26 protein-coding genes and 1 tRNA gene are annotated in these 26789 nt (G+C 63.1%); 15 read left to right on the plus strand and 12 right to left on the minus strand.

The features are described from left to right. Positions 1-20 precede the first annotated feature (20 nt). Together BN1188_RS07070 and moaB are read right to left on the minus strand one after the other, a co-directional pair. Entirely contained in the window at positions 21-1214 is a 1194-nt protein-coding gene (locus tag BN1188_RS07070; RefSeq protein WP_040260730.1) for a molybdopterin molybdotransferase MoeA, read from the minus strand. A gap of 10 nt (positions 1215-1224) precedes the next feature. Next, the gene (moaB, locus tag BN1188_RS07075) at positions 1225-1764 is read right to left on the minus strand and encodes a molybdenum cofactor biosynthesis protein B (protein WP_040260731.1); all 540 of its coding nucleotides are present in this window, start codon (positions 1762-1764) and stop codon (positions 1225-1227) included. A gap of 71 nt (positions 1765-1835) precedes the next feature. On the opposite strand from moaB, the gene mobA reads away from it, so the two are divergent. The 3 genes from mobA (at position 1836) to BN1188_RS07090 (ending at position 2893) form a co-directional block, all read left to right on the plus strand. Next, a complete protein-coding gene (mobA, locus tag BN1188_RS07080) occupies positions 1836-2456 on the plus strand; it encodes a molybdenum cofactor guanylyltransferase MobA (RefSeq protein WP_040260732.1) in 621 nt (206 codons plus the stop codon). A 60-nt stretch (positions 2457-2516) separates the two neighbouring features. After that, on the plus strand, positions 2517-2738 hold the full coding sequence (locus BN1188_RS07085; protein ID WP_040260733.1) for a YgdI/YgdR family lipoprotein: 222 nt from the start codon (positions 2517-2519) through the stop codon (positions 2736-2738). Positions 2739-2816: 78 nt separating this feature from the next. Continuing rightward, a tRNA-Pro gene (locus BN1188_RS07090) sits at positions 2817-2893 on the plus strand. Between the two features lie 176 nt (positions 2894-3069). On the opposite strand, the gene BN1188_RS07095 is transcribed toward BN1188_RS07090, so the two are convergent. From BN1188_RS07095 to BN1188_RS07120, 6 genes are all read right to left on the minus strand, one after another. Then, on the minus strand, positions 3070-3882 hold the full coding sequence (locus tag BN1188_RS07095) for a glycosyl hydrolase family 28-related protein (RefSeq protein ID WP_052469193.1): 813 nt from the start codon (positions 3880-3882) through the stop codon (positions 3070-3072). Between the two features lie 238 nt (positions 3883-4120). Continuing rightward, positions 4121-7015: a PAS domain-containing hybrid sensor histidine kinase/response regulator gene (locus BN1188_RS07100; RefSeq protein WP_084596171.1), complete on the minus strand. Its 2895-nt coding sequence runs from the start codon at positions 7013-7015 to the stop codon at positions 4121-4123. A 128-nt stretch (positions 7016-7143) separates the two neighbouring features. Then, positions 7144-8040, minus strand: coding sequence for a pseudouridine synthase (locus BN1188_RS07105; RefSeq protein WP_040260734.1), 897 nt, complete (start codon positions 8038-8040; stop codon positions 7144-7146). A 50-nt stretch (positions 8041-8090) separates the two neighbouring features. Then, positions 8091-8417, minus strand: coding sequence for a hypothetical protein (locus BN1188_RS07110; protein WP_040260735.1), 327 nt, complete (start codon positions 8415-8417; stop codon positions 8091-8093). Between the two features lie 160 nt (positions 8418-8577). Further along, positions 8578-8814, minus strand: a complete 237-nt coding sequence (locus BN1188_RS07115; RefSeq protein ID WP_040260736.1) for a glutaredoxin family protein — start codon at positions 8812-8814, stop codon at positions 8578-8580. Between the two features lie 91 nt (positions 8815-8905). Next, positions 8906-10114 (minus strand): ammonium transporter, encoded by a 1209-nt coding sequence (locus tag BN1188_RS07120; protein WP_040261393.1) that lies wholly within the window; start codon positions 10112-10114, stop codon positions 8906-8908. 304 nt (positions 10115-10418) lie between these two features. Here BN1188_RS07120 and BN1188_RS07125 point away from each other — a divergent pair, with 304 nt between their 5' ends. The 7 genes from BN1188_RS07125 (at position 10419) to dacB (ending at position 15804) form a co-directional block, all read left to right on the plus strand. After that, on the plus strand, positions 10419-10733 hold the full coding sequence (locus BN1188_RS07125) for an ElaB/YgaM/YqjD family protein (protein ID WP_040260737.1): 315 nt from the start codon (positions 10419-10421) through the stop codon (positions 10731-10733). Positions 10734-10735: 2 nt separating this feature from the next. After that, complete coding sequence (locus BN1188_RS07130) at positions 10736-11137, plus strand: phage holin family protein (protein WP_040260738.1); 402 nt, start codon at positions 10736-10738, stop codon at positions 11135-11137. After that, complete coding sequence (locus BN1188_RS07135) at positions 11134-11469, plus strand: hypothetical protein (protein ID WP_040260739.1); 336 nt, start codon at positions 11134-11136, stop codon at positions 11467-11469. The genes BN1188_RS07130 and BN1188_RS07135 overlap by 4 nt, the downstream gene beginning before the upstream one ends. A 112-nt stretch (positions 11470-11581) precedes the next feature. Further along, the gene (locus tag BN1188_RS07140; RefSeq protein WP_040260740.1) at positions 11582-12913 is read left to right on the plus strand and encodes a deoxyguanosinetriphosphate triphosphohydrolase; all 1332 of its coding nucleotides are present in this window, start codon (positions 11582-11584) and stop codon (positions 12911-12913) included. 105 nt (positions 12914-13018) lie between these two features. Then, positions 13019-13642 carry a response regulator transcription factor gene (locus BN1188_RS07145; protein ID WP_040260741.1) on the plus strand — a complete coding sequence of 208 codons (624 nt, stop codon included), beginning with the start codon at positions 13019-13021 and terminating at the stop codon, positions 13640-13642. Between the two features lie 99 nt (positions 13643-13741). Continuing rightward, positions 13742-14086: a YggL family protein gene (locus BN1188_RS07150; RefSeq protein ID WP_040260742.1), complete on the plus strand. Its 345-nt coding sequence runs from the start codon at positions 13742-13744 to the stop codon at positions 14084-14086. A 266-nt stretch (positions 14087-14352) separates the two neighbouring features. Then, complete coding sequence (gene dacB / locus BN1188_RS07155) at positions 14353-15804, plus strand: D-alanyl-D-alanine carboxypeptidase/D-alanyl-D-alanine endopeptidase (protein ID WP_040260743.1); 1452 nt, start codon at positions 14353-14355, stop codon at positions 15802-15804. A 30-nt stretch (positions 15805-15834) separates the two neighbouring features. Here the strand turns inward: dacB and rlmKL are convergent, their stop codons facing one another. Next, positions 15835-18042, minus strand: a complete 2208-nt coding sequence (gene rlmKL, locus BN1188_RS07160) for a bifunctional 23S rRNA (guanine(2069)-N(7))-methyltransferase RlmK/23S rRNA (guanine(2445)-N(2))-methyltransferase RlmL (RefSeq protein ID WP_040260744.1) — start codon at positions 18040-18042, stop codon at positions 15835-15837. A gap of 515 nt (positions 18043-18557) precedes the next feature. Between rlmKL and rmf the strand changes: the two genes are divergently transcribed. Further along, on the plus strand, positions 18558-18773 hold the full coding sequence (rmf, locus tag BN1188_RS07165) for a ribosome modulation factor (protein ID WP_040260745.1): 216 nt from the start codon (positions 18558-18560) through the stop codon (positions 18771-18773). Between the two features lie 79 nt (positions 18774-18852). Here rmf and BN1188_RS07170 read toward each other — a convergent pair whose 3' ends face one another. Continuing rightward, the gene (locus tag BN1188_RS07170) at positions 18853-19905 is read right to left on the minus strand and encodes a quinone-dependent dihydroorotate dehydrogenase (protein ID WP_040261394.1); all 1053 of its coding nucleotides are present in this window, start codon (positions 19903-19905) and stop codon (positions 18853-18855) included. A gap of 199 nt (positions 19906-20104) precedes the next feature. Here BN1188_RS07170 and BN1188_RS07175 point away from each other — a divergent pair, with 199 nt between their 5' ends. From BN1188_RS07175 to BN1188_RS07190, 4 genes are all read left to right on the plus strand, one after another. Next, positions 20105-21289, plus strand: coding sequence for a CmpA/NrtA family ABC transporter substrate-binding protein (locus BN1188_RS07175; protein WP_040260746.1), 1185 nt, complete (start codon positions 20105-20107; stop codon positions 21287-21289). Positions 21290-21292: 3 nt separating this feature from the next. Beyond that, positions 21293-21868: an ANTAR domain-containing response regulator gene (locus tag BN1188_RS07180; protein ID WP_040260747.1), complete on the plus strand. Its 576-nt coding sequence runs from the start codon at positions 21293-21295 to the stop codon at positions 21866-21868. A 203-nt stretch (positions 21869-22071) separates the two neighbouring features. After that, on the plus strand, positions 22072-23283 hold the full coding sequence (locus BN1188_RS07185; protein WP_040260748.1) for a nitrate/nitrite transporter: 1212 nt from the start codon (positions 22072-22074) through the stop codon (positions 23281-23283). Between the two features lie 74 nt (positions 23284-23357). Further along, positions 23358-24953, plus strand: coding sequence for a bifunctional protein-serine/threonine kinase/phosphatase (locus tag BN1188_RS07190; protein WP_084596202.1), 1596 nt, complete (start codon positions 23358-23360; stop codon positions 24951-24953). A gap of 76 nt (positions 24954-25029) precedes the next feature. On the opposite strand, the gene BN1188_RS07195 is transcribed toward BN1188_RS07190, so the two are convergent. Beyond that, positions 25030-26088 (minus strand): OmpA family protein, encoded by a 1059-nt coding sequence (locus BN1188_RS07195; RefSeq protein WP_040260750.1) that lies wholly within the window; start codon positions 26086-26088, stop codon positions 25030-25032. A gap of 111 nt (positions 26089-26199) precedes the next feature. Next, positions 26200-26766, minus strand: a complete 567-nt coding sequence (gene sigX / locus BN1188_RS07200) for an RNA polymerase sigma factor SigX (RefSeq protein WP_456300028.1) — start codon at positions 26764-26766, stop codon at positions 26200-26202. Positions 26767-26789 lie beyond the last annotated feature (23 nt).

Consider the following 26789-nt stretch of genomic DNA (forward strand, 5'->3'; position numbering starts at 1 on the left):
GGCGCCACGCTTCGTGGGAATCAGGACAAGAGTTCTGTCATGGGAATGAAGCGCACCTGATCGCCCGGCCTTACCGCGTGCCCTTCGGGCACTTCTACCAGCCCGTCGGCCCAGGCGGCGCTGCGCAGCACGCCTGAGCTCTGGTTGGGATACAGCACGGCCTGCCCGTCTTCGATGCGTGCCCTGAGAAATTCCCGCCGGCTGCCACTTGGCCAGGCGAACGCAGCGGCGGCCATGTGCCCGCGAGGGGTTACCCGGGACGCGCCCATTCGCCGCAGCAGATAAGGCCGCGCCAACAGAGCGAAGGTCACCAGGGTAGAGGCCGGGTTCCCAGGCAGACCGATCACCAGGGTGCCCTGGTAACGTCCCACGGTCAGTGGCTTGCCTGGCTTGATCGCCAGTTTCCACAGCGCCAGTTCGCCCCCCTCGCGCAGCGCTTGGCCGAGGCAGTCGGCGTCGCCCACGGACACCCCCCCGGTGGTCAGGATCAAATCCAGACCGTGCAGCGCGGCCAGCGCCTCGCGGGTCCTGGCCAGGTCATCGGTGACGATGCCGGCGTCCACGACCTCGCAGCCGGTACGCTCCAGCCAGCTGCAGAGTAATCGTCGATTGCTGTTGTAGATCTGCCCAGGCCCCAGTGGCTGGCCCGGCTCTACCAACTCGTCGCCGGTGGACAATACCGCCACGCGGGCCTTGCGGCGCACCGGCAGGCTGGCTATGCCCAGGGTCGCGGCCAGGCCCAGCTCGATGGGTCCCAGGCGCGTCCCGGCTTGCATTACCACTTCCCCGGCATGACACTCCTGCGCACGCGGTCGGACGTTCAGGCCCGGGCGTGGCGGCGCGCTAAAGCTCACGCGGCCCTCGGCATCCAAGTGCGCGTTCTCCTGCATCTGCACGCAGTCAGCGCCCTGGGGCAAGGGCGCGCCGGTAAAGATGCGAGCGCAGGTACCAGGCTCCAGGGCCGAAGGCGCATGCCCGGCGAAGATCCGCTGCGTGACCTCCAAGGGCTGCCCTTGCCAATCCGCGCTGGCCAGGGCGTAACCATCCATGGCGCTGTTCGGCCAGGGGGGAAGATCGGTGACGGCTTGCAGTGGCTCGGCCAGCACCCGCCCATCGAGTGCTTCCAGCAGCAGGGTCTCGACACCATCGAGGGGTTCGGCTTCAGCCAATGCCAGCAGGCGTTGCAGCGCTTCACCCAGCGGCATGAGCGTCATGCTGCCACCCTTATCCACGGCTTTCACAGGGCGCGGCCTTCTTCAGGTGCGGAACGAAGTTGCACGGTCGATGGCGGTTATCCAACTGCTGCGCAAGGATGCCGTCCCAGCCTGTGCGGCAGGCATTGGTCGAGCCGGGGAGGCAGCACACCAGTGTACCGTTGGCCAGCCCCGCCAAGGCCCTGGACTGCACGGTGGAGGTACCGATATCAGCCACGGATAGCTGCCGGAACAGCTCGCCGAAACCGTCGATATGCTTGTCCAGCAGGCAAGCCACGGCTTCGGGCGTGCTATCGCGCCCGGTGAAGCCGGTGCCGCCGGTGATCAGCACCACCTGGACTTCATCATCGGCGATCCATCCAGCGACCTGGGCACGGATCTTATAGAGGTCGTCCTTGAGCAACACGCGCGTGGCCAGGCGATGGCCGGCCGCGGTAAGCCGATCCACGAACAGTTGGCCGGAAGTATCGGTTTCCCGGGTACGGGTATCGCTGACAGTAAGCACGGCGATGTTGAGCGGGACGAAGGGGGCATCGGCCTTGGATGACATGGCGCGTTCCAGTTGTTGAATGAAAACCGGAATGTTATATCACAGGGCCTATTCCCTGCCGTAGAGCCGCCATGACCGCTTTGTCCGTTTTGCCGTCCACCTCGGTGCTTATCCTCGCCGGAGGCAGGGGCGCGCGGGTGAATGGACAAGACAAGGGCCTGCTGCCCTGGCGCGGCCGTCCCATGGTAGCGCATCTGCATCAGCAGGTACGCGCGCTGACGGACGATCTGATCATTTCCTGCAACCGCAACGCCGAAATCTACACTCGGTGGGCCGACCGCCTGGCCACGGATGAACAGCCCGGCTTCCCTGGCCCCATGGCTGGCCTGTGCGCCGGGTTGGCCCTGGCACGACATAGCCGGATACTGGTGCTGCCCTGCGACGTCCCGGGCATGGACCAGGCACTCGTGTTGCAGATGCTGGCCCAACAGGCGCAGGTGCCCGGGGTACCGCTGGCACTACGTCAGGGCGGCCATTGGGAGCCCTTGCTGTGCGTGCTACCCTGCTCTGCCCGGGAGGCATTCGAAATGGCCTGGAGACAAGGTGAGCGCAGCCCGCGACGGGTGCTTCAAGCGCTTGGAACCCTCGCTCTGGATTGCCCTGCCGGCGATGCCCGCCTGGGTAACCTCAACACCCTCGAACTGATTCAGAACCAGCCCGCCCCCGAATCCGGAACTGACGTACCGGTTTGAGGAACTTGCGCAACGGTCCCGCGTCTGAGGGGTGAACCAGCCTTTTTTCGGAGACTTGCAATGTCCAGAAGGATCTTCCCCGCCCTTATGCTCGCTGCCGGCCTGGCCGCGCTGGCGGGATGCTCCACTCCCACGGTGATCACACTCAACGATGGCCGTGAGATCCAGGCCGTGGATACGCCCAAGTTCGACGAAGACACCGGCTTCTATGAAATCGAACAGCTGGATGGCAAGCAGACGCGTATCAACAAGGACCAGGTTCGCACTGTCAAGGAGCTGTGACCAGGCTGCGGGATAAGCGTAACTTGTACGGTTTCAAGGGGTTGCAGAGGCTGCTGAGCAGCGATATGCTTTCCCCATCGGAGTGTAGCGCAGCCAGGTAGCGCGTCTCGTTCGGGACGAGAAGGCCGCAGGTTCGAATCCTGTCTCTCCGACCAAATCACAGTTTCGAGCTGGTTCGAGCTGCCTCCACCAGCCTACGAAACGCTCTGAAAGCCCGCCCCGTGCGGGCTTTTCTGTTTCTGGCCGTATCTCCTTCTTTCTTGTGTCCGCCTCGAGCCTGCCGACCACTGCCCCTTACCCTTGCAGGCGCAAGGACTCTGATAATAGTGGTCTACCCTATGGCGTGATCCGCGCCGCGGGCCGCAGCCAGAAGGGTCACCTCAGGTGCTGCCGCATCGGCGAATACGAAACTGCCCGCGTCAATGGCATTGGTCAGGTTACCACTGAGCCCGATTTCGAAGCGGTGCCCGTTGGCGTTCAGGTCCAGATCCTTCAGGTAGGTGCGGTCGGTATCAGCGCTGTAGGCCGAGTACTGCAGGTCAAAGCCATCCCCATCATTATTGGCCGCTTCGTTGTCGTAGAAGCTGGCAGAGCCCTTGTCATCGAAGCGGGTGGCGAACCCGTCTCCGAGGTTGTCGACCGCGAGACTGTCCTGGACGGTCAAGCCGGCGGTTTGTGCCAAAGCGTGCACGCCATCGCCGCTCAGGTTGGTGAAGGTCACTTGGCTGACGGTGATGTCCTTGGCATGGGCTGCCGAACCTTCGTCGGCCCCGGTTACGAAACCGTTCACGGTCCCATCTGTATTGGCTTGGTTACCGTCGAGCGTGAGCCGGTTGAGGGCGGCCCCGTCGGTATTGTGAACACTAGAGGTGCGCACCATCCCGTCGATATCACCACTACTGCCGTCCTTGAGTTTCAAGGTGGTGAGGTTCTGGCCTGCGCCGGCAAGGGTGACGTTGCTCTTGAGAGTGAGGCAGCCGCCGTCAGCACTGGCGCCACTGATGATAAAGATACCTTGGAGCAGGTAAACCTCGCCGCCTCCAGCCTTGAATGCTGCGTTGATCGCTAGTTGGATCGCATGAGTGTCGTCATTGATGCCGTCGCCCTTGGCGCCGAAGTCAAGCACATTGAAGATTGTCGCCATGGTAGACCGTTCCTTTGAACGCCGGGAGTCGAAGGGCAACCGCTCGACGGCAAGCTGAACGGAGTGGGCAAACCAGGGCAAGCAGAGTCGCTATCAGTCACAAAGTTCAGGTTGCTCCAGCATTGAACCGCAAGGGACGCCGACCGGTACCATGACAGCATGCCGACGTGATCCTGAGTGTTCCTGCCAGCGATGCCTGCAGCTTGCCAATGACCACAGCTACCGGTGTCTACCCGCGCTAAGCCAGCAGCGCCTGCACCCGGCTCAAAAGGCTGTCTATCACGAACGGCTTGCTCAGCACCTGCATGCCCGGCCCGAGGTAATGATGCCCAAAGGCTGCGTTTTCGGCATAGCCGGTAATGAACAGCACCTTCAGCTCTGGGCGCAGTTCCAGCCCTGCCTCGGCCATCTGGCGACCGTTCATGCCACCCGGCAGGCCGACATCGGTAATCAGCAAATGCACCGCTGCGTCGGATCGCAACACGTTCAGGCCGGCGACGCTATCGGCTGCTTCTATCAGGTTGTAGCCGAGGTCTCCCAGGGCATCCTTGAGCAGCATGCGCACAGTGGCATCGTCTTCCACGATCAGCAGGGTTTCTCCACCGGCCGGCACCGGCGTCGCCGACTCTTGGGACACGCCCGCTTCCTGGTGGGCGCTGCCGCGATAACGAGGCAGATGAATGCAGATGGTGGTGCCCTCTCCCAGCTTGGAATCGATCCGCACCTGCCCGCCAGACTGCTTGGCGAAGCCGTAGATCATCGACAGGCCCAGGCCGGTACCCTGGCCAATGGGCTTGGTCGTGAAGAAGAGGTCGAAGGCATTGGCGACCACGTCGGGGGTCATGCCTGTGCCCGTATCGGTGACGCAAAGGGAAAGATAGTCCCCAGGCTGCAGGTCCTGCCCCGAGGCCGTCGCCTGATCAAAAGTATGGTTGCCGGTGGCAATGGTGATGCGGCCACCATCGGGCATGGCGTCGCGCGCATTGATACACAGGTTCAGCAGGCCGTTTTCCAGCTGGCTCGGGTCCACCATGGCAGGCCACAGGCTGCTTTCGCCTTGCATCTCTACACGAATGCTGGGCCCCACGGTACGCTGGATGAGCTCCACCATGCCATCGATCAGCCCGTTCACATCGGTTGGTCGCGGATCGAGGGTCTGCCGCCGCGAGAAGGCCAGCAAGCGATGCGTCAGGGCAGCCGCGCGCCTGGCAGCGCCCTGGGCGGCCGCCATGTACTTGCCCAGGTCGTTGAGCCGCCCTTGTGAAATACGCGTGCTCATGAGTTCCAGGGCGCCCGAGATCCCCGCCAGCAGGTTGTTGAAATCATGGGCCAGGCCTCCGGTGAGCTGCCCCACGGCTTCCATTTTCTGCGACTGCCGCAGCTTTTCCTCGGCCTGCATCAGTGCCGTGGTGCGCTGCTCCACGCGCAGTTCCAGTGTCTCGTTCAAGGCCCGTAAGGCGGCGGTCGCGCGGTCCCGCTCCGCTTCGACCGAGCGGCGCTCCTCCAGGTCGATAAGCACACCTGGCAGACTCATCGCAGTGCCGTCGTCAGCGCGGTTGACCCGACCGTTCGCTTCGATCCAGGCGTATGCCCCGCCCGGCCGACTGACCCGGTACTGATGGCTGAACGTGGCCCCACCCTGGATCACACCGGCGAGGGCGGCTTCCAGCCCGGCCCGGTCGTCAGGATGCACCCGGCGCAGGAGCTGCTCCTGGCGCAGCCCGCCCTGGCCAAGGACAGGATCAAGGCCGAACACTTCAGCGAAGGCATCGTCCACCGTCACCTCGTCGGTGAGCAAGTCCCAGTGCCAGGTGCCCACGATCGCGCCGGCCGCCAGGGCGAGCTGCACGCGTTCAATGTTCTGGCGCGCCAGGGCTTCGCTGATACGTAACCGCTCCTGGGCGGTTCGACGCTCCGTCACATCGTTGAACAGGATGGCGATCTGTCGCTGCTGAGGGCTGCCCACCTTCACCGCACGCACGTCGAACCATCGGCTGAAGGCGGCCGCATAGCTTTCGAAATTAGCAGGTTCGCCCGTCTTGGCCACTCGGCCATAGGTCTGGAACCAGAACTGCTCCAGGTCCGGGGCGAACTCGGTCACCCACTTGCCCTTGAGGTCTACTCCCGACTGGCGCTCAAAGGCCGGGTTGACCTCAAGGAAACGATAATCGACAGGCTCATCCCGCTCGTCGAACTTCACTTCGACGATAGCGAAGGCTGCCTCGATCGTACCCAGGATGGTTCTGAACCGCTCTTCGCTTTCCCGTAGCGCTTCCCGGGCCGCATGCATCTGGCTGACATCGAGCATGGCGCCGATCATGCGCAGCGCCTTGCCGTCGGCGTCTCTGATCACGTGGCCGCGGTCCAGCACCTGTGCGTGCGTGCCATCGGCCCGGAGGAAGCGGTATTCGTCCGCCCAGGCCGTATCTCTACTGTCAATCACGGCATGGATGGACGCATCGATGCGGGAACGATCATCCGGGTGAATGTGTGCCAGCCACCAGTGACCGGTGGGCTGTACGTCCTCGGGCGCGTAGCCATAGGCCTCTCGCAGGGCATCGTTCCACAGCACATGCTGGGTGAGCAGGTCCCAGTCCCATACTGCGTCGGTGGTAGCCTTGGCGGCCAGGCGGTAGCGCTCCTGGGTGTCCTTGAGCGCCTCACCCTGTAGGTGTTCCTCGGTACGATCACGCAGGATCTTCAAATACCCCAGGTGCTCGCCTTCGTCACCGAACAGTGGGGACATCTGCCCTGACGCCCAGAAACGCTGGCCGCTCTTGCGCACATGCCAGCGCTCATCCGCGGCCTTGCCATCGCGCAGCGCTTCGCGCATTTCCTCGGCCACTCGGCCATTGGCCCGATCTTCCGGGGTAAAGAACAGCTCCGCGGGCTGCCCTATCATCTGTGTGGCTGCCCAGCCCAGCATACGTTCAGCACCCAGGTTCCAGTCGGTGACCATGCCCGCCCTGTCCGTAATGATCATTGCGAAGTCCAGCGCACTCCTGAACATCGCCCGCTGCCACACAGCTTCGCTACCGGCATTCCCAGCCGCATTGCCGTACCGACGCCAGCGCAGCACTTCGGCTTCCAAGGCTTCCCTCGACAGGTGAGACAGGTCATCAACGTCAAACATGTATTCCTCTTGGCCAACGCCGTACCGTCAACACAGGGTTAGGACCCATACCCGTCGCGCTTTTATGCGCGCGAGTACTGGTGAAAATGCCCGATCACGACCAGCGGTACAGTCGTGCCAATCTCTGGTTACAAGGCTTGGAGCCGCAGCTCGCTTTCGAAGTGCCGTAGACGACCGCTAAGGGGATCATGGAACCGCAGTTCCCGGGCGAGCAGTTGCAGGGGCCTTGCAAGGTCATCCGGCTGGTCGGCTGGTGTTACCCGAGGGTAGAAAGGGTCATTGCAGATGGGCGCGCCCAGGCTCGCCATATGCACACGCAGCTGGTGAGTACGTCCCGTAACAGGAAACAGCCGGTAGTGCCAGGTGTGAGCCGAGCGTGCGATGACCCCTATACGGGTTTCACTATTAGGTACGCCTTCGACCTCCTGCTGGCGGAAAAAAGGCTCGCCCCGCACGATCCGGCTTGTATGCACCAAGGGAAAGGCCATGCCCTCGAGCGCTGGCGCCAGTGCCTCGTAGGTCTTGTCGATCCGGCGTGTCGGGAAGAGCTGCTGATAGGCACCCCGAGTGGCGGGATTGGTGGAGAACAGGACCAACCCGGCGGTGTGACGGTCAATGCGATGCAAGGGCACCAGGTCCGCGTTGCCGGTGCTGCGGATAAGCCGGCGCAGCAGGGTTTGCTCAACGAAGGCACCCGCTGGGGTTACGGGCAGGAAATGTGGCTTGTCAGCGACCAGAAGGTGGTCGTCCTGGAACAGCACCTGCTCGGTCACCGGAATAAGAGGTTCGTCCTGCACCTCCCGATAATAGTGGACACGCAAGCCAGGCCGGTAAGGGGTGAATATCGAAAGAGGCTGACCAGCCGCGTCCAGCACCCGCTGCCGGCCGAAGCGGCTTTCCCACTCGACTCGGCCCACGCCTGGAAAGCGCTCGACGAGGCAATCCAGTACGGTGGCCCAATGCCCCGCCGGGAGGCAGACGGTGCTGGCCTGGGTGACGGCAGGGTCGAAGGTCGACGAAGACATTGGCGGGCTCCAGCTTGGGGGGCCGCATTATCTTCGCTATGGCTCGCGGATCAAAGCACCACGCTCTGCGTGTGGTCAGCGGCGACGGCCTTCGCCTCAGCCTGGAGCCAGCGCAGCACATCCACGGCCTCCCAGCGAGCCGGGTCGAACAATGCATAGGCCTGGCCCTGGAAACCCACCACATCCAGGCGCTGGTGGTAACCGGCGCGCTGGAACAGGGCTTCGATCTCGGCAAAACAGGTATTGAAATGCAGGCGACCAAAGGGCGTCTTGCCTTCCACGACCAGGCCATCGAGGCGCAAGTCCCGCACGGCCTCGAACACGGTTTCCGGCGCCATCTGGTTGATGGTGCTCTTGAGCTGTTGAATATTGATCACGTCGCTATCCTTGTGTGCTGGCGCAAGCCTGGGCCCACTGTATTTTTATACAGCATATAAACACCTGGCCTCGAAGGCAACGAACGCTCGTCCGGCCGGCTAGCGCAAATCCTTTCGCGTCGCATTGTGCAACAGCCCCGAACCCAGGGTAGCGAACAGGTTATTTCAGGAAATGAACGATTTGCTCCTGGCTGAACGGCCAGGCCAGGGTAGCGCCTGTATCGACACGACGCAGCAGGGGCGCGCGCGCCTCGTAGCTGGCCGGAACGCCGCCCGCTTCCCGCAGGTCGATCAACTCCACCCAAAGGCCGTGCTCCACCATGGGCAGCAGCGCCGCCTCGGCCAGGGCGCAGCGGGGACAATTGAGGATCACGAATAGCTGGCATTCGGGGCACATGGTCCGGCTCACCTTCGGCATGGCGCCTGAACTCAGGGCGCCAGGCGTGACAGAGTTGAAAGTCTAGACCCGCCCCGGCACACCAGCCACGTTACTCCGGATTGACCGCGCCGATGCGGTGCAATGCCAGGTCGGCCCCTTCGAACTCCTGCTCAGGGGTCAGACGGATGCCCACCACCCGGCGCAGCCCGCCGTAGACCACAGCGCCCCCGAACAGGGCCACGCCGATGCCCAAGGCCGTTCCCAGCGCCTGACTGGCAAGCGAGACGCCGCCCAGCCCGCCCAGCCAGGTTTGCCCGAACAACCCACAGGCCAACCCGCCCCAGGCGCCGCACACACCGTGCAAAGGCCAGACCCCGAGCACGTCGTCGATCTTCCATTTGCCTTGAGCTGCGATGAAGCAACCTACGAACAGCGCTCCAGCCACCGCGCCCGTGATCAAGGCCCCCAGCGGATGCATCAGGTCTGAGCCTGCGCAGACGGCCACCAGCCCGGCCAGCGGGCCGTTATGTAGAAAGCCGGGGTCATTGCGTCCGATCAGGAGCGCGGCGATGGTGCCGCCGACCATGGCCATCAGGGAGTTGACCGCCACCAGCCCACTGGCGCCTTGCAAGGTCTGAGCGCTCATGACGTTGAAACCGAACCAGCCGACGATCAGGATCCACGAGCCCAGGGCCAAGAAAGGAATGTTGGACGGAGCCATGGCCACGACCCGCCCGTCCCGGTATCGACCACGACGAGCGCCGAGCAGCAGTACCGCGACCAGGGCGATCCAGCCACCCATGGCGTGCACCACCACGGATCCGGCGAAATCATGGAAGGGTGCGCCGAACCGGCTGTGCAACCAGGCCTGCAGGCCCAGGTTGCCGTTCCATGCCAGGCCTTCGAAGAAAGGGTAGATGAAGGCCACGATCATTAGCGTGGCGCACAACTGCGGTACGAAGCGGGCGCGTTCGGCGATGCCTCCGGAAATGATGGCTGGAATGGCGGCGGCGAAGGTGAGCAGGAAGAAGAACTTGACCAGGCCATAGCCGTGATCGGCTGCCAATTGCGAGGCGGGCGCCAGGAAAGTCACCCCGTAGGCCAGCCAGTAGCCTACGAAAAAGTAGGCCAGGGTCGACACCGCGAAATCGCTGAGAATCTTCGATAGCGCGTTAACCTGGTTTTTCTGCCTGACTGTGCCAACCTCCAGGAAAGCGAAACCGGCGTGCATGGCTAGCACCATGACGGCGCCACAGAGCAGGAACAGCGTATTGGAGCCGTGGACGAGGGTATCCACGGCGGTTTGCAGATTATCCATAGCGAGAGGCAGGCCCTGAAAAACTAAGCAAGACAACATGCGGACACTCCCAACTGCCCCCTCCTGGTTCATCGACGCAACGGACGCACCAGCGCGATGCACGAAGCCGAACCCGAGTCGCCTGGTGTGAGGCGCCGCCTTGATTTGTCAGCGCTGCGGGGCTCCCATCCTGAGCCCGACCGCACGCTAACGGCGCAGCCGACTAACAGTGCGCACCAATGGGCAGCAAAAAATGTACCACTACGGCGCTGAACCTTGGCGACGAAACGGCACTCGAACGTCAAGGCCATATAAGGAGGACGCCATGACTCGCGATACCCTGAACACCGCGCAAGACGTGTTGACCACTGACTTCCAGACACTGATCCGGGACACCGAGAAGCTGCTGGAGCACACCGCCGGCCTGGCTGGCGAACAGGCCGAGGAACTTCGTCGGCAAATCAAGGACAGCCTGGCCAAGGCGCGAGTGTCGCTGAAGGAAACCGAACTGCAGCTGCGCGAACAGGGCGCCGCGGCCCTGGTAGCCGCCGAAGACTACGTTCAAGCCAACCCATTGCCCGCCATCGGTATCGCAGCCGGGGTAGGCTTCCTGGTAGGCCTGCTGGCTACAAGGCGCTGATCATGAACCGGGACAGCGAATCCTCACTGCCACCGCCAACCGGGGAACCTACCGGCTCTCATGGACGGCGGCTCGGTGGCGCCTTGCTTGGGTGGCTGCACAGCCATATCGAGCTGCTGGGCATCGAATTGCAGGAACAGAAGGCACGTACCCTGAGCCTGCTGTTGTTCGCGGGCCTGGCACTGGTGTTCGCCCTGCTCGCCCTGGTGGCACTGTCCGGCCTGATCCTGATCCTGCTGTGGGACAACTATCGCATTCCAGGCATGATCGGGCTCTGCGCCTTCTATGTACTGGCCGGTGCCTTCTGCGCCTTGCGCTTGAAAGCCGCGATCTTCGACGAGTCCTCCCCGTTCCATGCGACCCTCGAAGAACTGGCCAATGACCGGGAGCGTTTGCTGCCATGACCCGACACACTGTGCCCAACGGCGCGACCCGCCGGGAAATGCGCAAGGCGTTGATTCGCCTGCGCATGGAGATGCATCGCCAGGAGATCCGCCAGGAAGCCCGCCAGTTCGTCAACCCGCTCTCGCGCTTTCGCAACATGGGGCAAGGGTTGAACAAAAGCCTGAAGGTCAGGCATGCCCCGCTCTGGGGCGTGGGTCTGGTAAGCTTGCTGGGCTTCCTCTCCGGCAAGGGTGCCCGCAAGGGTGGCCTGACCGCTGCGACACGTCTTACCAAACTGGTGGTCAGCCTGGTACCGCTGGTCAAGCTCCTGCAAGGCGCGTCCCGACGCTGAGACGCGGCTGGCGACAGAGCCAGGCCGGCCGGCTGGCCCTGCCGCCAGTCGGCAGCCTTCTTCGTGGCGGCCAATGGCGGAGTGGCATCTGGCTCGATCATGGAGACGCGCTTTGGATTGGGAAACTCTGCTTAACCGCGAACGCCTGGGCAAGCCGCTGCAAAGCTCCGAAGAGCTTGGCCGCACGCCCTTTCACAAGGATCATGACCGGATCATTTTTTCCGGCGCGTTTCGCCGACTCGGTCGCAAGACCCAGGTCCACCCCGTCAGCAGCAACGATCACATCCATACCCGCCTTACCCATTCCCTGGAAGTCAGCTGCGTGGGTCGCTCCCTTGGGATGAGGGTAGGTGAAACCCTGCGCGCGGAACTGCCCGATTGGTGCGACGCCGCGGACCTGGGCATGGTGGTGCAGTCGGCCTGCCTGGCCCATGACATCGGCAACCCACCCTTCGGGCATTCCGGAGAGGACGCCATCCGCTATTGGTTCCAGCAGGCCGCGGGCCGGGGCTGGCTCGACAGCATGAGCGATGCCGAGCGGCTGGACTTCCTCAATTTCGAGGGCAACGCCCAGGGCCTGCGGGTACTGACGCAACTGGAATATCATCAGTTCGAAGGCGGCATGCGCCTGACCTACGCCACCCTGGGTACCTACCTCAAGTACCCCTGGACGGCCCGACATGCCGACTCCCTGGGTTACAAGAAACACAAGTTCGGCTGCTACCAGAGCGAGCTGCCACTGCTGGAACAGATTGCCCAGCGCCTAGGCCTGCCGTTGCTGGAAACCCAGCGCTGGGCACGTCATCCCCTGGTCTACCTCATGGAGGCGGCGGACGACATCTGCTATGCCCTGATCGATCTGGAAGACGGCCTGGAGATGGAGCTGCTGGACTACGCCGAGGTCGAGGGCTTGCTGCTGGACCTGGTCGGGGACGACCTGCCCGAAACCTACCGCCTGCTTGGGCCGGGCGCATCCAGGCGGCGCAAGCTGGCCATCTTGCGTGGTAAGGCCATCGAACACCTCACCAATGCCGCGGCGAGGGCTTTCGTCGAACAACAGCCCGCGCTGCTGGCGGGGGCCTTGGCCGATGACCTTGTGGAGCACATGGCCGGCCCGGCCAAGCGCTGCGTGCAAGGTGCCAAGGATATCGCCCGGGAAAAGATCTTTCATGACAAGCGCAAGACCCTGCATGAAATAGGCGCCTACACCACGCTGGAAGTCTTGCTCAACGCCTTCTGTGGCGCTGCCCTGGAGCAGCACGGCGGGCGGCGGCTGTCCTTCAAGAACCGGCGCATCCTGGACCTGATGGGCAGTAACGCGCCTGACCCGTCGTGGCCCTTGCACACGGCCTTCATGCGCATGATCGACTTCATCGCCGGCATGACCGACAGCTACGCCACCGAAATGGCCAGCGAAATGACTGGACGCGCCATTCCGCTCTGAGCGATCCGGGTAAAGCTCTGATATTGGCGCGGTTGGCCATCGCGCCCGCCCTCACGCCCCTCAACTGAGCTAAGGTCGCGCTCCGATCGCAGTAAGGAAACAGGCATGGGCTCGGTTTTTATCATTGAAGATCATCCAGTGATTCGTCTGGCGATACGAATGTTGCTGGAGAACGAGGGATACGAGGTCATTGGCGAAACCGACAATGGCGTGGACGGGATGCGCCTGTTGCGCGAGTACGATCCGCACCTGGTGGTGCTCGATATCAGCCTGCCTCGTCTCGATGGCCTGGAGATCCTGGCCCGGCTGCACGCCATGGGCATGCCCTATCGGGTCCTGGTGTTCACCGCTCAATCCGCCCAGTTGTTCGCGATGCGCTGCATGCAGCTAGGCGCCGCGGGCTATGTGTGCAAGCGCGAGGAGCTCACCGAGCTGATCAGCGCGGTACGCGCCGTATTCGCCGGCTATAACTATTTCCCCAGCCAGGCCCTGGCCAACCCTGAGGATCCTGAACGCAGCGCGGAGCTGCGCCGCTTCGGGCAGGTCAATGACCGCGAGCTGATGGTCCTGCAGCAATTCGCCCAAGGGCGCACCAACCGGGAAATCGCCGAAGGCATGTTCCTTAGCAACAAAACGGTCAGCACCTACAAGAAACGCTTGATGCAGAAGCTCCAAGCGCGGTCACTGGTCGAACTCCTGGAAATCGCCAAGCGCAATGCCCTGGTCTGATGACGGCTCGGGTTTCGCCGAACAAGCTCTGCAGCCGAGCAAGCGCTGTCATGGTTAAGCTGCTAGACTGCGGCCCGCAATCACCAAGAGGATTTTTTCATGGCTACCAACCGCTCCCGCCGTCTGCGCAAGAAACTCTGTGTGGACGAATTCCAGGAACTGGGCTTCGAGCTCAACCTGGAATTCAAGGAAGACCTGTCGGAGGAAGCCATAGACGCGTTCCTCGACGCGTTTCTTACCCAGGCCATGGATGCCAATGGCCTGGACTACGTAGGCGGCGATGACTTCGGCCTGGTTTGCTCGGCCAAGCGGGGCTCCGTCAGCGAAGAGCAGCGTGCCACCGTCGAAGCCTGGCTCAAGGGGCGCAGTGAATTGACCAAGGTCGAAGTCAGCCCACTGGTCGACGCCTGGTATCCCGAGAAGCCAATCAACAGCCCTAGCTGAAGCGGTCTCGGCCAGGCCGTCGCCTGGCTCGCTCGCTGGAAAGGCCACCCCTGAGGTGGCTTTTTCTTGCCTGGCATCTGCCGCGCGGACAATACCGCAGCGGCCGCGCCTGGCGCTGAACAGGCATGTGGCCAATCAGGCAAATGTCCTCCTTCCTGAAGCTGACGCCCACAGCGCAGGTGGGCTTGTGCATAATGGCCGCTTTCAGGGGGAGCCTTCATCTCTTCTCGCTCCCGTGTCTTCGCGCGCCAAAGAGCTTCGTCTCCATGATCAAACCACTACGTTCGCTGTTTATCACTGGCCTGCTAATGGCCGCCGCTACCTCCCTTCATGCCGCGCCAGGCGACCTTACTCCCAAGGTGACCCAGGCGCTCAAGGCCAGCAAGCTTACCGACAACGCGCTTTCCCTCGCCCTGATACCCCTCAACGGCCAGGGTTCCAGCACCTTGTTCAATGCGGATGTGTCGGTCAATCCTGCCTCCACCATGAAGCTGGTCACCACCTTCGCCGCCCTGGAACTGCTCGGCCCCACCTTCCAGTGGAAAACCGAGTTCTATACGGACGGCACCTTGAGCGGCGGCGTACTGCATGGAAACCTCTATGTAAAAGGCGGAGGCGACCCCAAGCTGAACATGGAAAAGCTCTGGCTGCTGATGCGGGACCTGCGCGCCAACGGCGTACAACAGGTTACTGGCGACCTGATCCTGGACCGCAGTTTCTTCAAACAACCGCAGTTGCCGGCATTCAATGACGACGGCAATGACGAGAACGCGCCTTTCCTGGTGCGCCCGGACGCCTTGATGATCAACCTCAAGGCGCTGCGTTTCGTCGCGCGCAACGATGGTGGCAAGGTCACGGTCGCCGCGGAACCGCCGATCCGCACCATCCGGTTGGACAATCAGGTAAAGGCGGCTTCGGGTAGCAAATGCGTAGGCGACGTGCGTTATAACGCGGTGCCCCAGCCAGACGGCATCAATGTCATTGTCAGCGGTCAACTCGCAGACGGATGCAACTCCCAGACATACCTTTCACTGCTTGACCACTTCGCTTACTCGGCCGGGGCAATCCGGGCGATCTGGGGCGAATTGGGCGGCACCATCAATGGTGTGGACCGTGACGGCAGTGTGCCTCGCAATGCGCGCCTGCTGGCCCGGGCGTTTTCGCCTGACTTGGTCGAGGTCATCCGCGACATCAACAAATACAGCAACAACACCATGGCCCAGCAGTTGTTCCTGACCATAGGCGCCTTGAACCGTACCGCTGCGGATGAAGACGACGCCAAGGCGGCCCAGCGGGTGATCCGGCAATGGCTGGCGAAGAAAGGCATGGTAGCGCCCCATCTGGTGATGGAAAACGGCAGCGGCCTGTCCCGGGCCGAACGGGTAAGCGCCCGGGAAATGGCGGCTCTGCTGCAAGCCGCCTGGCGCAGCCCCTACGCTGCGGAATTCATGAGCTCCATGCCCCTGGTGGGCATGGACGGCACCATGCGCAAGCGCCTGAAGCGCACCGCCATGACCGGCGAAGGGCACATCAAGACCGGGACCCTGAACACCGTCAGGGCGATCGCCGGGTTCAGCCGGGATGTGAACGGCAATACCTGGGCCGTGGTCGCCATCCTGAACGATCCCAAGCCCTGGGGCGCCCGCTCGGTGCTGGACCAGGTGCTGCTGGACCTCTACAACCAGCCCCGCATCGCCAACACCGCCGCCCTGCCCTGACCCGGGCAGCTGTGCTGGCCTCGACGCCCTTTAGCGGGCCTGAATGCGCCAGGCCTGGTGGATCTTCTCATTACGCGCGAAGTCCGGGTCCAGGGTCTGGCGAGTGATGTCCTCGACGGCATAGCGGGCCGCGACAGTTTCATCTAGGCGGAAGCGACGGAAGTTGTTGGAGAAGTACAGGGTCCCGCCCTCGGCCAGGCGGGCCATGGCCAGGTCCAGCAAGCGTACGTGGTCGCGCTGGACGTCGAACACCCCTTCCATGCGTTTTGAGTTGGAGAAGGTCGGCGGGTCTATGAAGATGAGTTCGTATTCGCCCCGGTCCTGCTCCAGCCAGGCCATGACATCGCTGTGCATCAGCTGGTGCCGCTCGGAGAAACCGTTGAGCGCCAGGTTGCGCCGGGCCCAGTCCAGGTAGGTGCGCGAAAGGTCCACGCTGGTGGTCGCGCGGGCCCCACCCTTGGCGGCATGTACCGTGGCAGTGGCGGTGTAGCAGAACAGGTTGAGGAACCGCTTGCCCTCTGCCTCACGCTGCAAGCGGGCGCGCATGGGGCGATGATCGAGGAACAGCCCGGTGTCCAGGTAATCGGTAAGGTTGACCAGGAGGCGCACCCCGGCCTCGTTGACCTCCATGAAGCCGCCCTCGGCCCCCTGCCGCTCATACTGCCGCGTACCGGTCTGGCGCTCGCGGCGCTTGAGCACCACCTTGCGCGGGTCTGCCTGCAGCGCAACCGGAATAGCCGCCAGGGCGTCGAACAGCCGAGCCTGGGCCTTCTGCGGATCCACCGACTTGGGCGCGGCGTACTCCTGCACGTGAACCCAGTCCTGGTACAGGTCAACGGCGAAAGCATATTCCGGCATGTCCGCGTCATAGACCCGGTAGCAGGATACACCGTCACGACGAGCCCATTTACCCAGCTGGCGCAGATTCTTCTGTAGCCGATTGGCGAACATCTGCCCGCCTTCGCTCAACCGGGCCGCCTCGGCCAGGGCCTGCGGCGCGGCAGGTAGCTCAGGGGTGGCCTGGGAAACGGTAGCAGCCGTCGTCGGACGACGCTCGCCCACTACGAATTGCTGTGGTTGCACATCCAGCAGTAACAGCTTGCACGGTAAGGCGCCGTTCCAGAATGCATACTGTTTGTGACTGCGGATGCCCATGCGCTTGCCCAGGTCCGGCGCGGCGGTAAAGATCGCCGCCTGCCAATTCAGGCAGGCCTGGCGCAAGCGCTCCCCCAGGTTCTGGTAGAGATAGACCAGGCTGGCCTCGTCGCCCAGCCGTTCGCCATAGGGCGGGTTGCACACCACCAGCCCCTTCTGGTTCTGGTCCGGGCGTGGCTCGAAGGTAGCCAGTTCACCCTGATAGATCTTCACCCAGTCGCTCAGGCCCGCCCGCTCGATGTTATTGCGCGCCGGCTGGATAAGCCGAGGATCGGCCTCGTAGCCGCGAATCCAGGCCGGCTTGCGCGCCAACCCAACGCGGGCACGCTCGCTGGCCTCATCATGCAGCTTGCGCCACAGGGCCGGCACATGACCCAGCCAGGCGCTGAAACCCCAGCGCTCCCGACGCAGATTGGGAGCCAGGTCCGCCGCCATCATGGCCGCTTCCACCAGGAAGGTACCGACTCCGCACATGGGGTCCGCCAGGGCACCGCCCTCGGCGGCGATCCGCGGCCAGCCGGCACGCAGCAGGATCGCCGCCGCCAGGTTCTCCTTCAAAGGCGCGGCGCCTTGCTGCAGGCGGTAGCCACGCTGGTGCAGGCTGTGCCCGGACAGGTCCAGCGAAAGAATGGCCTCGCCTCGCTCCAGGCGCAGATGGATGCGTAGGTCCGGGTTAAGCTTATCGATGCCGGGACGCTGCCCATCAGGCGTGCGCAGGCTATCGACGATGGCATCCTTGACCTTGAGGGCGCCGAAGTGGGTATTGTCGATGCCCGAACCATGACCACTGAACTCCACCGCCAGGGTGCCGGTGGGCTCGAGATGTTCCGCCCAATCCAGATCACGCACGCCTAGATACAGGTCATCGGCATTGGCCATGGTAAACCGCTTGAGCACCAGCAACACCCGGTTGGCCAAGCGAGACCACAAGCACAAGCGGTAAGCCGTCTCAAGGGTGGCCTGGCCGCGGACCGCGGCGGTTTGCTCACGGACCTCCAACAGGCCCAGCCCGCGCGCTTCCTCGGCCAGCAGGCCTTCCAGGCCCTTGGGGCAGGTCAGGTACAGATCGAACACATCAGACATCATTCACGCCTTTGCATGTACCCGGGGAACGCATCCACCGGGTCGGTTGATCGAGCGCTGTTTCCGCCAGCGCCACTGATTGGCACCACCTGTGCCGGCCACTGGAGTGCCCCTTGCGTAAAAAGGTTAAGACACCCGGGCAGCGTTGAAGAGCGGTTGGCATGCCGCTGACACGACCTCTCGTCGCGCGTCGATGACAATGCGATACCGATATTTCCGAAGCGGCCCATGCCCCGTTGAAATCTGCTGAATCCCGTTATTTCAGGGGCTTGAGCCTGTTTTTTCCATACGCCGGTAGTAAAGGCTTATGGCTCGAAGCACTAAACATGAACATCTTATTACAAATCGTTCATTCCATCGGACGCGCAGGTTGTTTAGAACTAACCCCGTGAAGCGTATCGCAACGGTACGGTTCCTGGCCCGCCACGCCGGCAGCGGGTCTTATCACCGGCAGCTTTCTGCCCGGCCCAGCAGTGGCCGACGGGACATCAGTCAACAAACGAGGGCTACACCCTATGAGAAGACTCAAGCGTGATCCGTTGGAACGAGCATTTCTTCGCGGCTATCAAAACGGCCTCAGCGGCAAATCCCGGGAGCTTTGCCCCTTCACTCTGCCCTCGGTGCGCCAAGCCTGGATCAATGGCTGGCGAGAGGGGCGCGGCGACAACTGGGATGGCATGACCGGCGCGGCCGGGCTTCATAGGCTCAACGAACTTCACGCGGTCGGCTAGACCCGAATCTTCAAACCTTTCCAATGCCGCCATCCCCGGCGGCGGCCCGGGCCACTTCGGTGGCCGGGCCAGCGAGGCGCTAATCTGTCGTGGCCGAACCGGCGGAACGCTGAAGCTCCAGCGCTGCGATCGCATCCACTGCCTCACGAATCAGCGCCGGCCCCCGATAGATGAATCCGGAGTAGACCTGCACCAAGCTGGCCCCTGCCTCGATTTTCTCGGCGGCATGCCGCCCCTCGGTGATCCCCCCCGCCGCGATGATCGGTATTGCCCCTTTCAGCTCGCCGGCCAGCACTCGTACCACCTGGGTGCTTTTTTCCCGCACGGGGGCGCCGGACAGGCCGCCGGCTTCATCGCCATGAGGCAGGCCTTGAACGCCCTCGCGGGAAAGCGTGGTGTTGGTGGCGATCACCGCGTCCATGCCCGTGGCCAAAAGGGCCGCGGCTACCTCAGCGGTTTCCTCGTCGGTCATGTCGGGCGCGATCTTTATGGCCAACGGCACTCGCCGGCCGCTGGCAAGTGCCAGTGCCTCGCGACGCGTCGCCAGGGCGTCCAGCAAGGTCTTGAGCTGGTCCCCGAACTGGAGGCTGCGCAGGCCCGGGGTGTTGGGCGAGCTTACATTGACGGTCACATAGCTGGCATGGGCATGTACCTTCTCCAGGCACAACAGGTAGTCATCCTGGGCCCGCTCCACTGGCGTATCGAAGTTCTTGCCGATATTGATACCCAGCACGCCACGATAACGAGCGGCTTTCACGCGCTGCACCAGATGGTCCACGCCCAGGTTGTTGAAGCCCATGCGATTGATGATCGCCGTGGCCTCGGGCAGGCGGAACAGCCGCGGCCGTGGGTTGCCGGGTTGCGCGCGGGGAGTGACCGTGCCGATTTCGACGAAACCGAAACCCAGCTGAGCGAACCCATCGATGGCCGCGCCGTTCTTGTCCAGCCCCGCGGCCAGGCCTACCGGGTTGTCGAACGTCAGGCCCATCACGCTTACCGGCAGGCGCGCCGCGGGTTTGGCCAGAAGGCGATTCAGGCCCAGCCGTCCACCGGCACCGATGAGGTCCAGGGACAGGTCGTGGGAAGTTTCCGCGGACAATTTGAAGAGGAACTGGCGGGCCAGGTCGTACATGGTCGGCTTGCTCGGCATGGGTCGAAAACAGCGGGCAGTATATAGGCCCTGCCTGGGTTTGTCGGCACTGGCATAACGATTGCTGACCATTGCCTTAACCAGGCGCGACCACCGCGCCGAGACTGCACAACCGTCGACAGTGACGTCGTCGCCTCCCTTTACGGTGCGAACACTTCTGCGACTCTGACAAGGCGTGATCATGACCCACACCTCACTGGACCCCCGTACCGCCTGGGTAGCGGGAAGCGATGGGCCGGAAAAAACCTGCGTTGAACTGGGCTACATGGCGCTGACCGATTGCGCCTCGGTGGTGGTCGCCGCCACCCAGGGCTTCGCCCAGCCCTATGGCTTGCGCATCAACCTCCATCGGCAGCACTCCTGGGCAGGGCTGCAGGCCAAGCTGGCCAGTGGAGAACTGGATGCGGCCCATGCCCTCTATGGCCTAGTCTATGCCGTGCAGCTGGGCCTGAGCGCCGCGCCGCGCCAGGACATGGCTGTTCTCATGGGGCTCAACCGCAACGGGCAGAGCCTGAACCTTTCCAGTGCGCTCGCCGCCGAGGGCATCGACTCGCCACAGCGCCTGGCCGCCTGGGTCAAGGCCGGCGGCAGACGGCTCACCCTGGCCCAGACCTTTCCAACCGGCACCCATGCCATGTGGCTCAACTACTGGCTGGCAAGCCTGGGGATCGACCCCTTGACCCAGGTCCAGAGCGTTGTCGTTCCGCCGCCTGCCATGCTTGACCATCTGCGTGCTGGCCGCATCGATGGTTTCTGTGTGGGCGAGCCCTGGGCCGACAGCGCGGTGACCGAAGGCCTGGCGGTAACCTTGAGTACCAGCCAAGCCATCTGGCCGGACCATCCGGAGAAGGTGCTGGCCTGTACCCGCGCTTTCGTCGAGGCTTATCCCAACACCGCCAGGGCGTTGACCATGGCGATCATCGAAGCTAGCCGTTTTGTAGAGCAGGACCTGGACGCCACGGCGCACCTGCTCAGTGCTCATCAGTACCTGAACGCCCCGGTAGAGCGCATTTCCCACCGTCTGCATGGCCGCTATGAAGACGGTCTCGGACACGCCTGGCTGGATCCGCACCCGCTGCGTTTCTTCGATGAAGGTCGCGTCAACCTCCCCTATCTGTCCGACGGTATCTGGTTCATGACCCAATTCCGCCGCTGGGGCCTGCTGCGCGAGGCGCCGGATTACCTTGCTGTCGCCACCCAGGTGCAGCAACTCGACCGCTATCGGGAAGCCGCACAGGCGCTGGGCATCGTCTGCGATCCGGCCGACCATCGCAGCAGTCAGTTGGCCGATGGCACTTGCTGGAATGGCCAGGACCCCGAGAGCTATGCCTTGGGCTTCCCCATCGGCTGCCCTGGGAGCGCCTGAATCATGCTCAGAATCCTGTTGATCGACGACACCGCCAGGAAGCTCGGTCGCCTACGCGCCGCCCTGACCGGGGCAGGCTTTGAGGTGATGGAGGCTGGCGGAATGACCGTGGATCTGCCCGCCGAGGTGGAACGCCTGCGCCCGGATGTCATTCTCATCGATACCGACTCCCCGGGCCGTGATGTCATGGAGCAAGTGATCCTGGTCAACCGGGACCGTCCCAGCCCCATCGTACTGTTCACCGACGAGCACGACCCCGCTGTGATGCGCCAGGCCATCCGTGCCGGGGTCAGCGCCTATATTGTCGAAGGCATACAGGGCCAACGCCTGCAGCCGATTCTGGATGTGGCCATGGCCCGCTTCGAAAGCGACCAGGCGTTGCGCGCTGAGCTCAACGCCCGTGACCTTCAACTGGCCGAACGCAAGCGCGTCGAACAGGCCAAGGGGTTGCTGATGAAGCTCAAGAACATCGACGAAGCCGCCGCCTATTCCCTCATGCGGCGCCAGGCCATGAGCCGTCAACAGAAATTGATCCAGGTCGCCGAGCAGATCATTGCCATGAGCGAGATGCTGGGCTAGCAGGCGCTGGCTGGCCCGCTAATTGCTATCAGCTCATTGCTACTTGTAACACCTACCCTGCTCGGGCAGCCAACGGCGGCTGCCGGGCCAACGACGAAGACGTCGCTTTCCGCTCGCTCAGGCGAGTCGGGCAGCGGCGTCTTTTGCGTTTCAGTTCCCCGAAGCCAGGGCGCCGACGCGCCCACTCCCCGTTGAGGTATTCGATGAATACGAGTTTCTGGAAAGCCGGCCACGCCCCTACCCTGTTCGCGGCCTTTTTATATTTCGATCTGAGTTTCATGGTCTGGTACCTGCTTGGCCCGCTGGCCATTCAGATCGCCGCGGACCTTCACCTGACCACACAAGAGCGCGGGCTGCTGGTCGCCACCCCCATCCTGGCCGGGGCGGTGTTCCGCGTGGTCATGGGCTGGCTGGCCGATCGCCTGTCCCCGAAAACCGCCGGCATCATCGGTCAGTGCGTGGTCATCATCTCCCTGGCGCTGGCCTGGCAGCTGGGCATCCATAGCTTTACCCAGGCACTATTGCTGGGCGTAGGACTAGGCGTGGCCGGGGCATCCTTCGCGGTATCCCTGCCCCTGGCGTCGCAATGGTATCCCGCCGAGCATCAAGGCAAGGCCATGGGCATCGCCGGGGCCGGGAATTCGGGTACGGTGTTCGCCGCGCTCTTCGCGCCCGCGCTGGCAGCGGGATTCGGCTGGGTGAATGTGTTTGGCTTTGCCCTGATCCCGCTGGTCGCTACCCTGGCTATCTTCGCCCTGGCAGCGCGCAATGCACCGAATCGCCCCAAGGCCAAGACCCTGGCCGACTACAGCAAGGCCCTGGCAGACAAGGACAGCTGGTGGTTCATGTTCTTCTACGCCATTACCTTCGGGGGCTTCATTGGCCTGGCCAGCGCCTTGCCCGGTTATTTCAACGACCAATACGGCCTCAGCCCGGTCACTGCCGGCTACTACACTGCGGCCTGCGTCTTTGGCGGAAGCCTGATGCGCCCCCTGGGCGGTGCCCTTGCCGACCGCTTCGGCGGGATCCGCGCCCTGCTGTGCATGTACACAGTAGCGGCCTTGTGCATTGCCGCCGTGGGTTTCAACCTGCCCAGTTCCGTAGCGGCCCTGGCGCTGTTCGTGGTGTGCATGCTGGGCCTGGGCGCCGGCAACGGTGCTGTCTTCCAGCTCGTGCCCCAACGCTTCCGTCAGGAGATCGGCGTCATGACCGGTCTTATCGGCATGGCAGGCGGCATTGGCGGCTTCCTCCTGGCAGCTGGCCTGGGCGCCATCAAGCAGCAGACCGGCAGCTACCAACTGGCGCTCTGGACGTTCGCCTTGCTCGCCGTCGTGGCCTGGTTTGGCCTGCATAGCGTCAAGCGGCGCTGGCGCACCACCTGGGGCGCGGCGGCAGTCACCGCGGCACGGGTGTGAACGCCAGGCTGGAGCTTACCGCGGCCTGCGCCAGCGCGGCCGGGCCTCGACCGGAAAACCAGGACGCCGTGCGCATGGTCACCCCAGTGCCAGCATTGGCCGCCAGCAAAGGCTACCTGTTCGGCCTGGCCGATGGCGTCAGCCAGTGCCTGGACGGCGGGCTGGCGGCCCGCGCCAGCTTGCAGGCCCTGGCGCTTGATTACTACGCCACGCCGGAAACCTGGCCGGTGACCCGCGCGCTCGATGCATTGCTTTGCGCCCAGAATCGCTGGTTGAGAGCCAACGGCCAAGGGCAGCCCCTGCTGACGACCCTGAGCGCGCTGGTGCTACGCGGCAGCCGCTTCACCCTCGCTCATGTAGGCGATTGCCGGACATACCGCTGGAGCGCGTCTGGCCTGGAGCGGCTCAGCGAAGACCATGTATGGGACCAGCCGCAGATGCGGCACGTGCTCAAGCGGGCGCTCGGCCTGGACCAGCACCTGCTGGTGGACTACAAGGAGGGCGACCTCGCCGCCGGGGACATCTTCCTGATCCTCAGCGACGGTGTCTGGGGCGTGGTACAGGAAACCGAAATCAGTCGGGTACTGACGGAGGCTGTCGATGCTCAAGTCGCGGTAGACACCCTGGTGCGCATGGCCCATATCGCTGGCGGTGAAGACAATGCCAGCGCGGTGCTGGTGCAGGTGCACAGCCCAGGTTCTCCCTCTTTGGCCGATAGCTTCGCCCAAGGGCGCCAATGGCCGCTGCCACCCGCCCTCAAGCCAGGCCAGCGTTTCGAAGGCTGGCGAATTGGGACCCTTGTCGGGCAAAGTCGCCAGTCTCTGGTCTACCAGGCCACGGATGCGGACGGAGAGCCCTGGCTGCTCAAGACATTGCCCAAGGCGTACGCCCAGGATGAGCAGGCGCAGCAACGCCTGCTCATGGAAGAATGGTTTCTCCGTCGGGTCGCCGCCAGGCCGTTTCCGGAAGTCCACGGCGGCAGCCAGCGTCAATTCCTCTACTACGCCATGCGCTGCTACGAAGGTGTCACCTTGGCCGAGCGCCTGCGGCAGGGTCCGTTGCCATTGGCGACATGGCGAGACCTGGCCGAGCGCCTGCTCATCGCACTCGGTCTTCTGCATCGCCGCCATATGGTCCATCGAGACTTGAAACCGGAAAACCTGCTGCTGTGCGTGGATGGGGAGCTGAAAGTGCTGGACTTTGGCCTGGCCTACTGCCCGGGACTGTCCCAGCCGCCTGGGGAGCAGGTAGCCGGCACGCCAGGCTACATCGCCCCCGAGGCTTACCAGGGTGCGCCGCCTACGCCGAGCCAGGACCTATTCGCAGCCGGCGTCCTGCTCTACCAGGCCCTTACCGGCGTCTTGCCACATGGGGAACCGGAGCCTTTCCAGCGTCCACGGTTCCAGCCGCCCGCGCCGCCAAGTCGCTATCGCCCGGAGGTACCTGACTGGCTTGATGCCCTGCTGTTGAAAAGCCTGGAGGTCGACCCGGCCAAGCGTTTCGAGACTGCGGAACAATGGCTTTTGAGCGTACGCCGCGGTGAGCTTGAAGAGGGTGCGGGTGCGCCCCGACCACTCTTCGAACGCGAACCGCTCAAGACCTGGCGGGCGGTGGCGCTGGTCTCACTGGCGCTCAACCTGGCCATGATACTGGCCTGGCTGCATGGATAGCCCCACCGGCCGATGTCCCGAATCCTGAACAAAAAAAGCCCGGGCAATGCCCGGGCTTTCGTGAAGCTCAGCTCAATTACTTGGCCTGGGCTTCAACTTCGGCTTCTACGCGACGGTTGATCGCACGGCCAGCGTCGGTAGCGTTGTCAGCAACCGGACGGCTTTCACCGTAACCAACGGAGTTCACGCGGGTACCTTCAACACCGTACTGGTTGACCAGAACGTTACGAACGGCAGCGGCGCGGCGCTCGGACAGCTTCTGGTTGTAAGCGTCGGTACCGACGGAGTCGGTGTGACCTTCAACGGTAGTGGTGGTGGATGGGTACTGCTTCATGAAGTCAGCGAGGTTCTTGATGTCAGCGTAGCTGTTAGGCTTGACGACCGACTTGTTGAAGTCGAACTTCACGTCCAGCTCAACACGTACGGTTTCAGCAACGGCTGGGCAGCCATCGGCGTCAACGGTGGTGTTGGCAGGGGTATTCGGGCACTTGTCGACGTTGTCGCAAACGCCATCGTTGTCGGCATCGGAGCAGACGTCGGCAACCGGCGCGGGGGCGGCAGCTACTTGTTCCTGCTGCTTGGCACCGCCACCGAAGTTCACGCCAACACCAACGCTCGGAGCCCACTCGGTTTCGCCGCGGTCGATGTTGTACATGGCTTCCACGCCGGCACGGGCGTAGACGTTTTCGGTGAAGTAGTACTTGGCGCCGCCACCAGCATTGAAGAAGGTGGAGTGGTCACGACCGCTGTGGCCGTTGGCTTCCACGTTGCTGATGCTCTGATGCGAGAAACCGGCGGAGACGTACGGACGCAGGCCTACACCTGGGGTGCCGAAGTGGTAGACGGCGTCCAGGGCAGCGTTGCCACCGTGGATTTTCTGGTTGCCGGTACCGTTGTTCGAACGAATGTTGTGGATGCCGTCGTAGCCCAGGCGCAGCTCGACGTCGTCAGTCAGGAAGTAACCGATCGAACCGCCGTACAGGTTGGCGTCGTCCAGGTCGCGAGAACTGTCGGTGTAGTACTTCTTGGTGAACAGCTCACCCTCGACTGCGCCTTGGCCTTGTGCCAATACGCCGAAAGAGGTTGCGGCAACAAGAGAGCCAATGGCCAGGCCCAAGGTGTTTTTCAGTTTCATCCGTTAAATCCCCATCTGGTGATTGTTAAGCGATCCCACCAGGAATGCGTGGGACAACTCGGCGGCAATTCTAGCAGAACTTGCACGCCAGTTAGAGAGATTCGCTAGACGTTAAGTTTCCAGAACGTTGGCGAATTTCTCGCGCAGCTTGTCAAGCGCGCGTTTGTAGCGCATTTTGGTCGCGCTCAGACCCATATGCATGATGTCAGCGATCTCCTGAAATTCCAGTTCGGCGACAAAGCGCAATACCAGGATTTCGCGGTCGATCGGGTTCACATGCACCAGCCAGCGGTCAAGACCGCCGCGCTCCTCAGGCTTCGGCGCCTTTTCCTCCGAAGCCTCCTCAACCGGGTCGAGGCTCAGCGCATCCATCAACCTGCGCTTGCGCCTCTCCTTTCTATACTGCGTGATACATTCATTGTAGGTAATGCTATATAGCCACGTCTTGAACTTGGACTTTCCCTCGAAGTTCTTCAGGCCGTACAGCACCTTGAGCATCACTTCCTGACAGACATCATCGGCGTCGCGATCGTTCCCCAGATACCTTGAACATACGTTGAACAGCGTGCGCTGGTAGCGGCGCATCAGCTCTTCGTAAGCGCGTGTAACATGAAACAGCTCCTCATGCGAACGGGCAACCAGTTCCTCATCGGACAGTGCTCGTGGGTCGTATCGCAATGAAGGCGTTTGCACTTTAGTCA

The organism is Pseudomonas massiliensis (genome assembly GCF_000826105.1).
In the GTDB taxonomy this organism is placed as follows: Bacteria; Pseudomonadota; Gammaproteobacteria; order Pseudomonadales; family Pseudomonadaceae; genus Aquipseudomonas; species Aquipseudomonas massiliensis.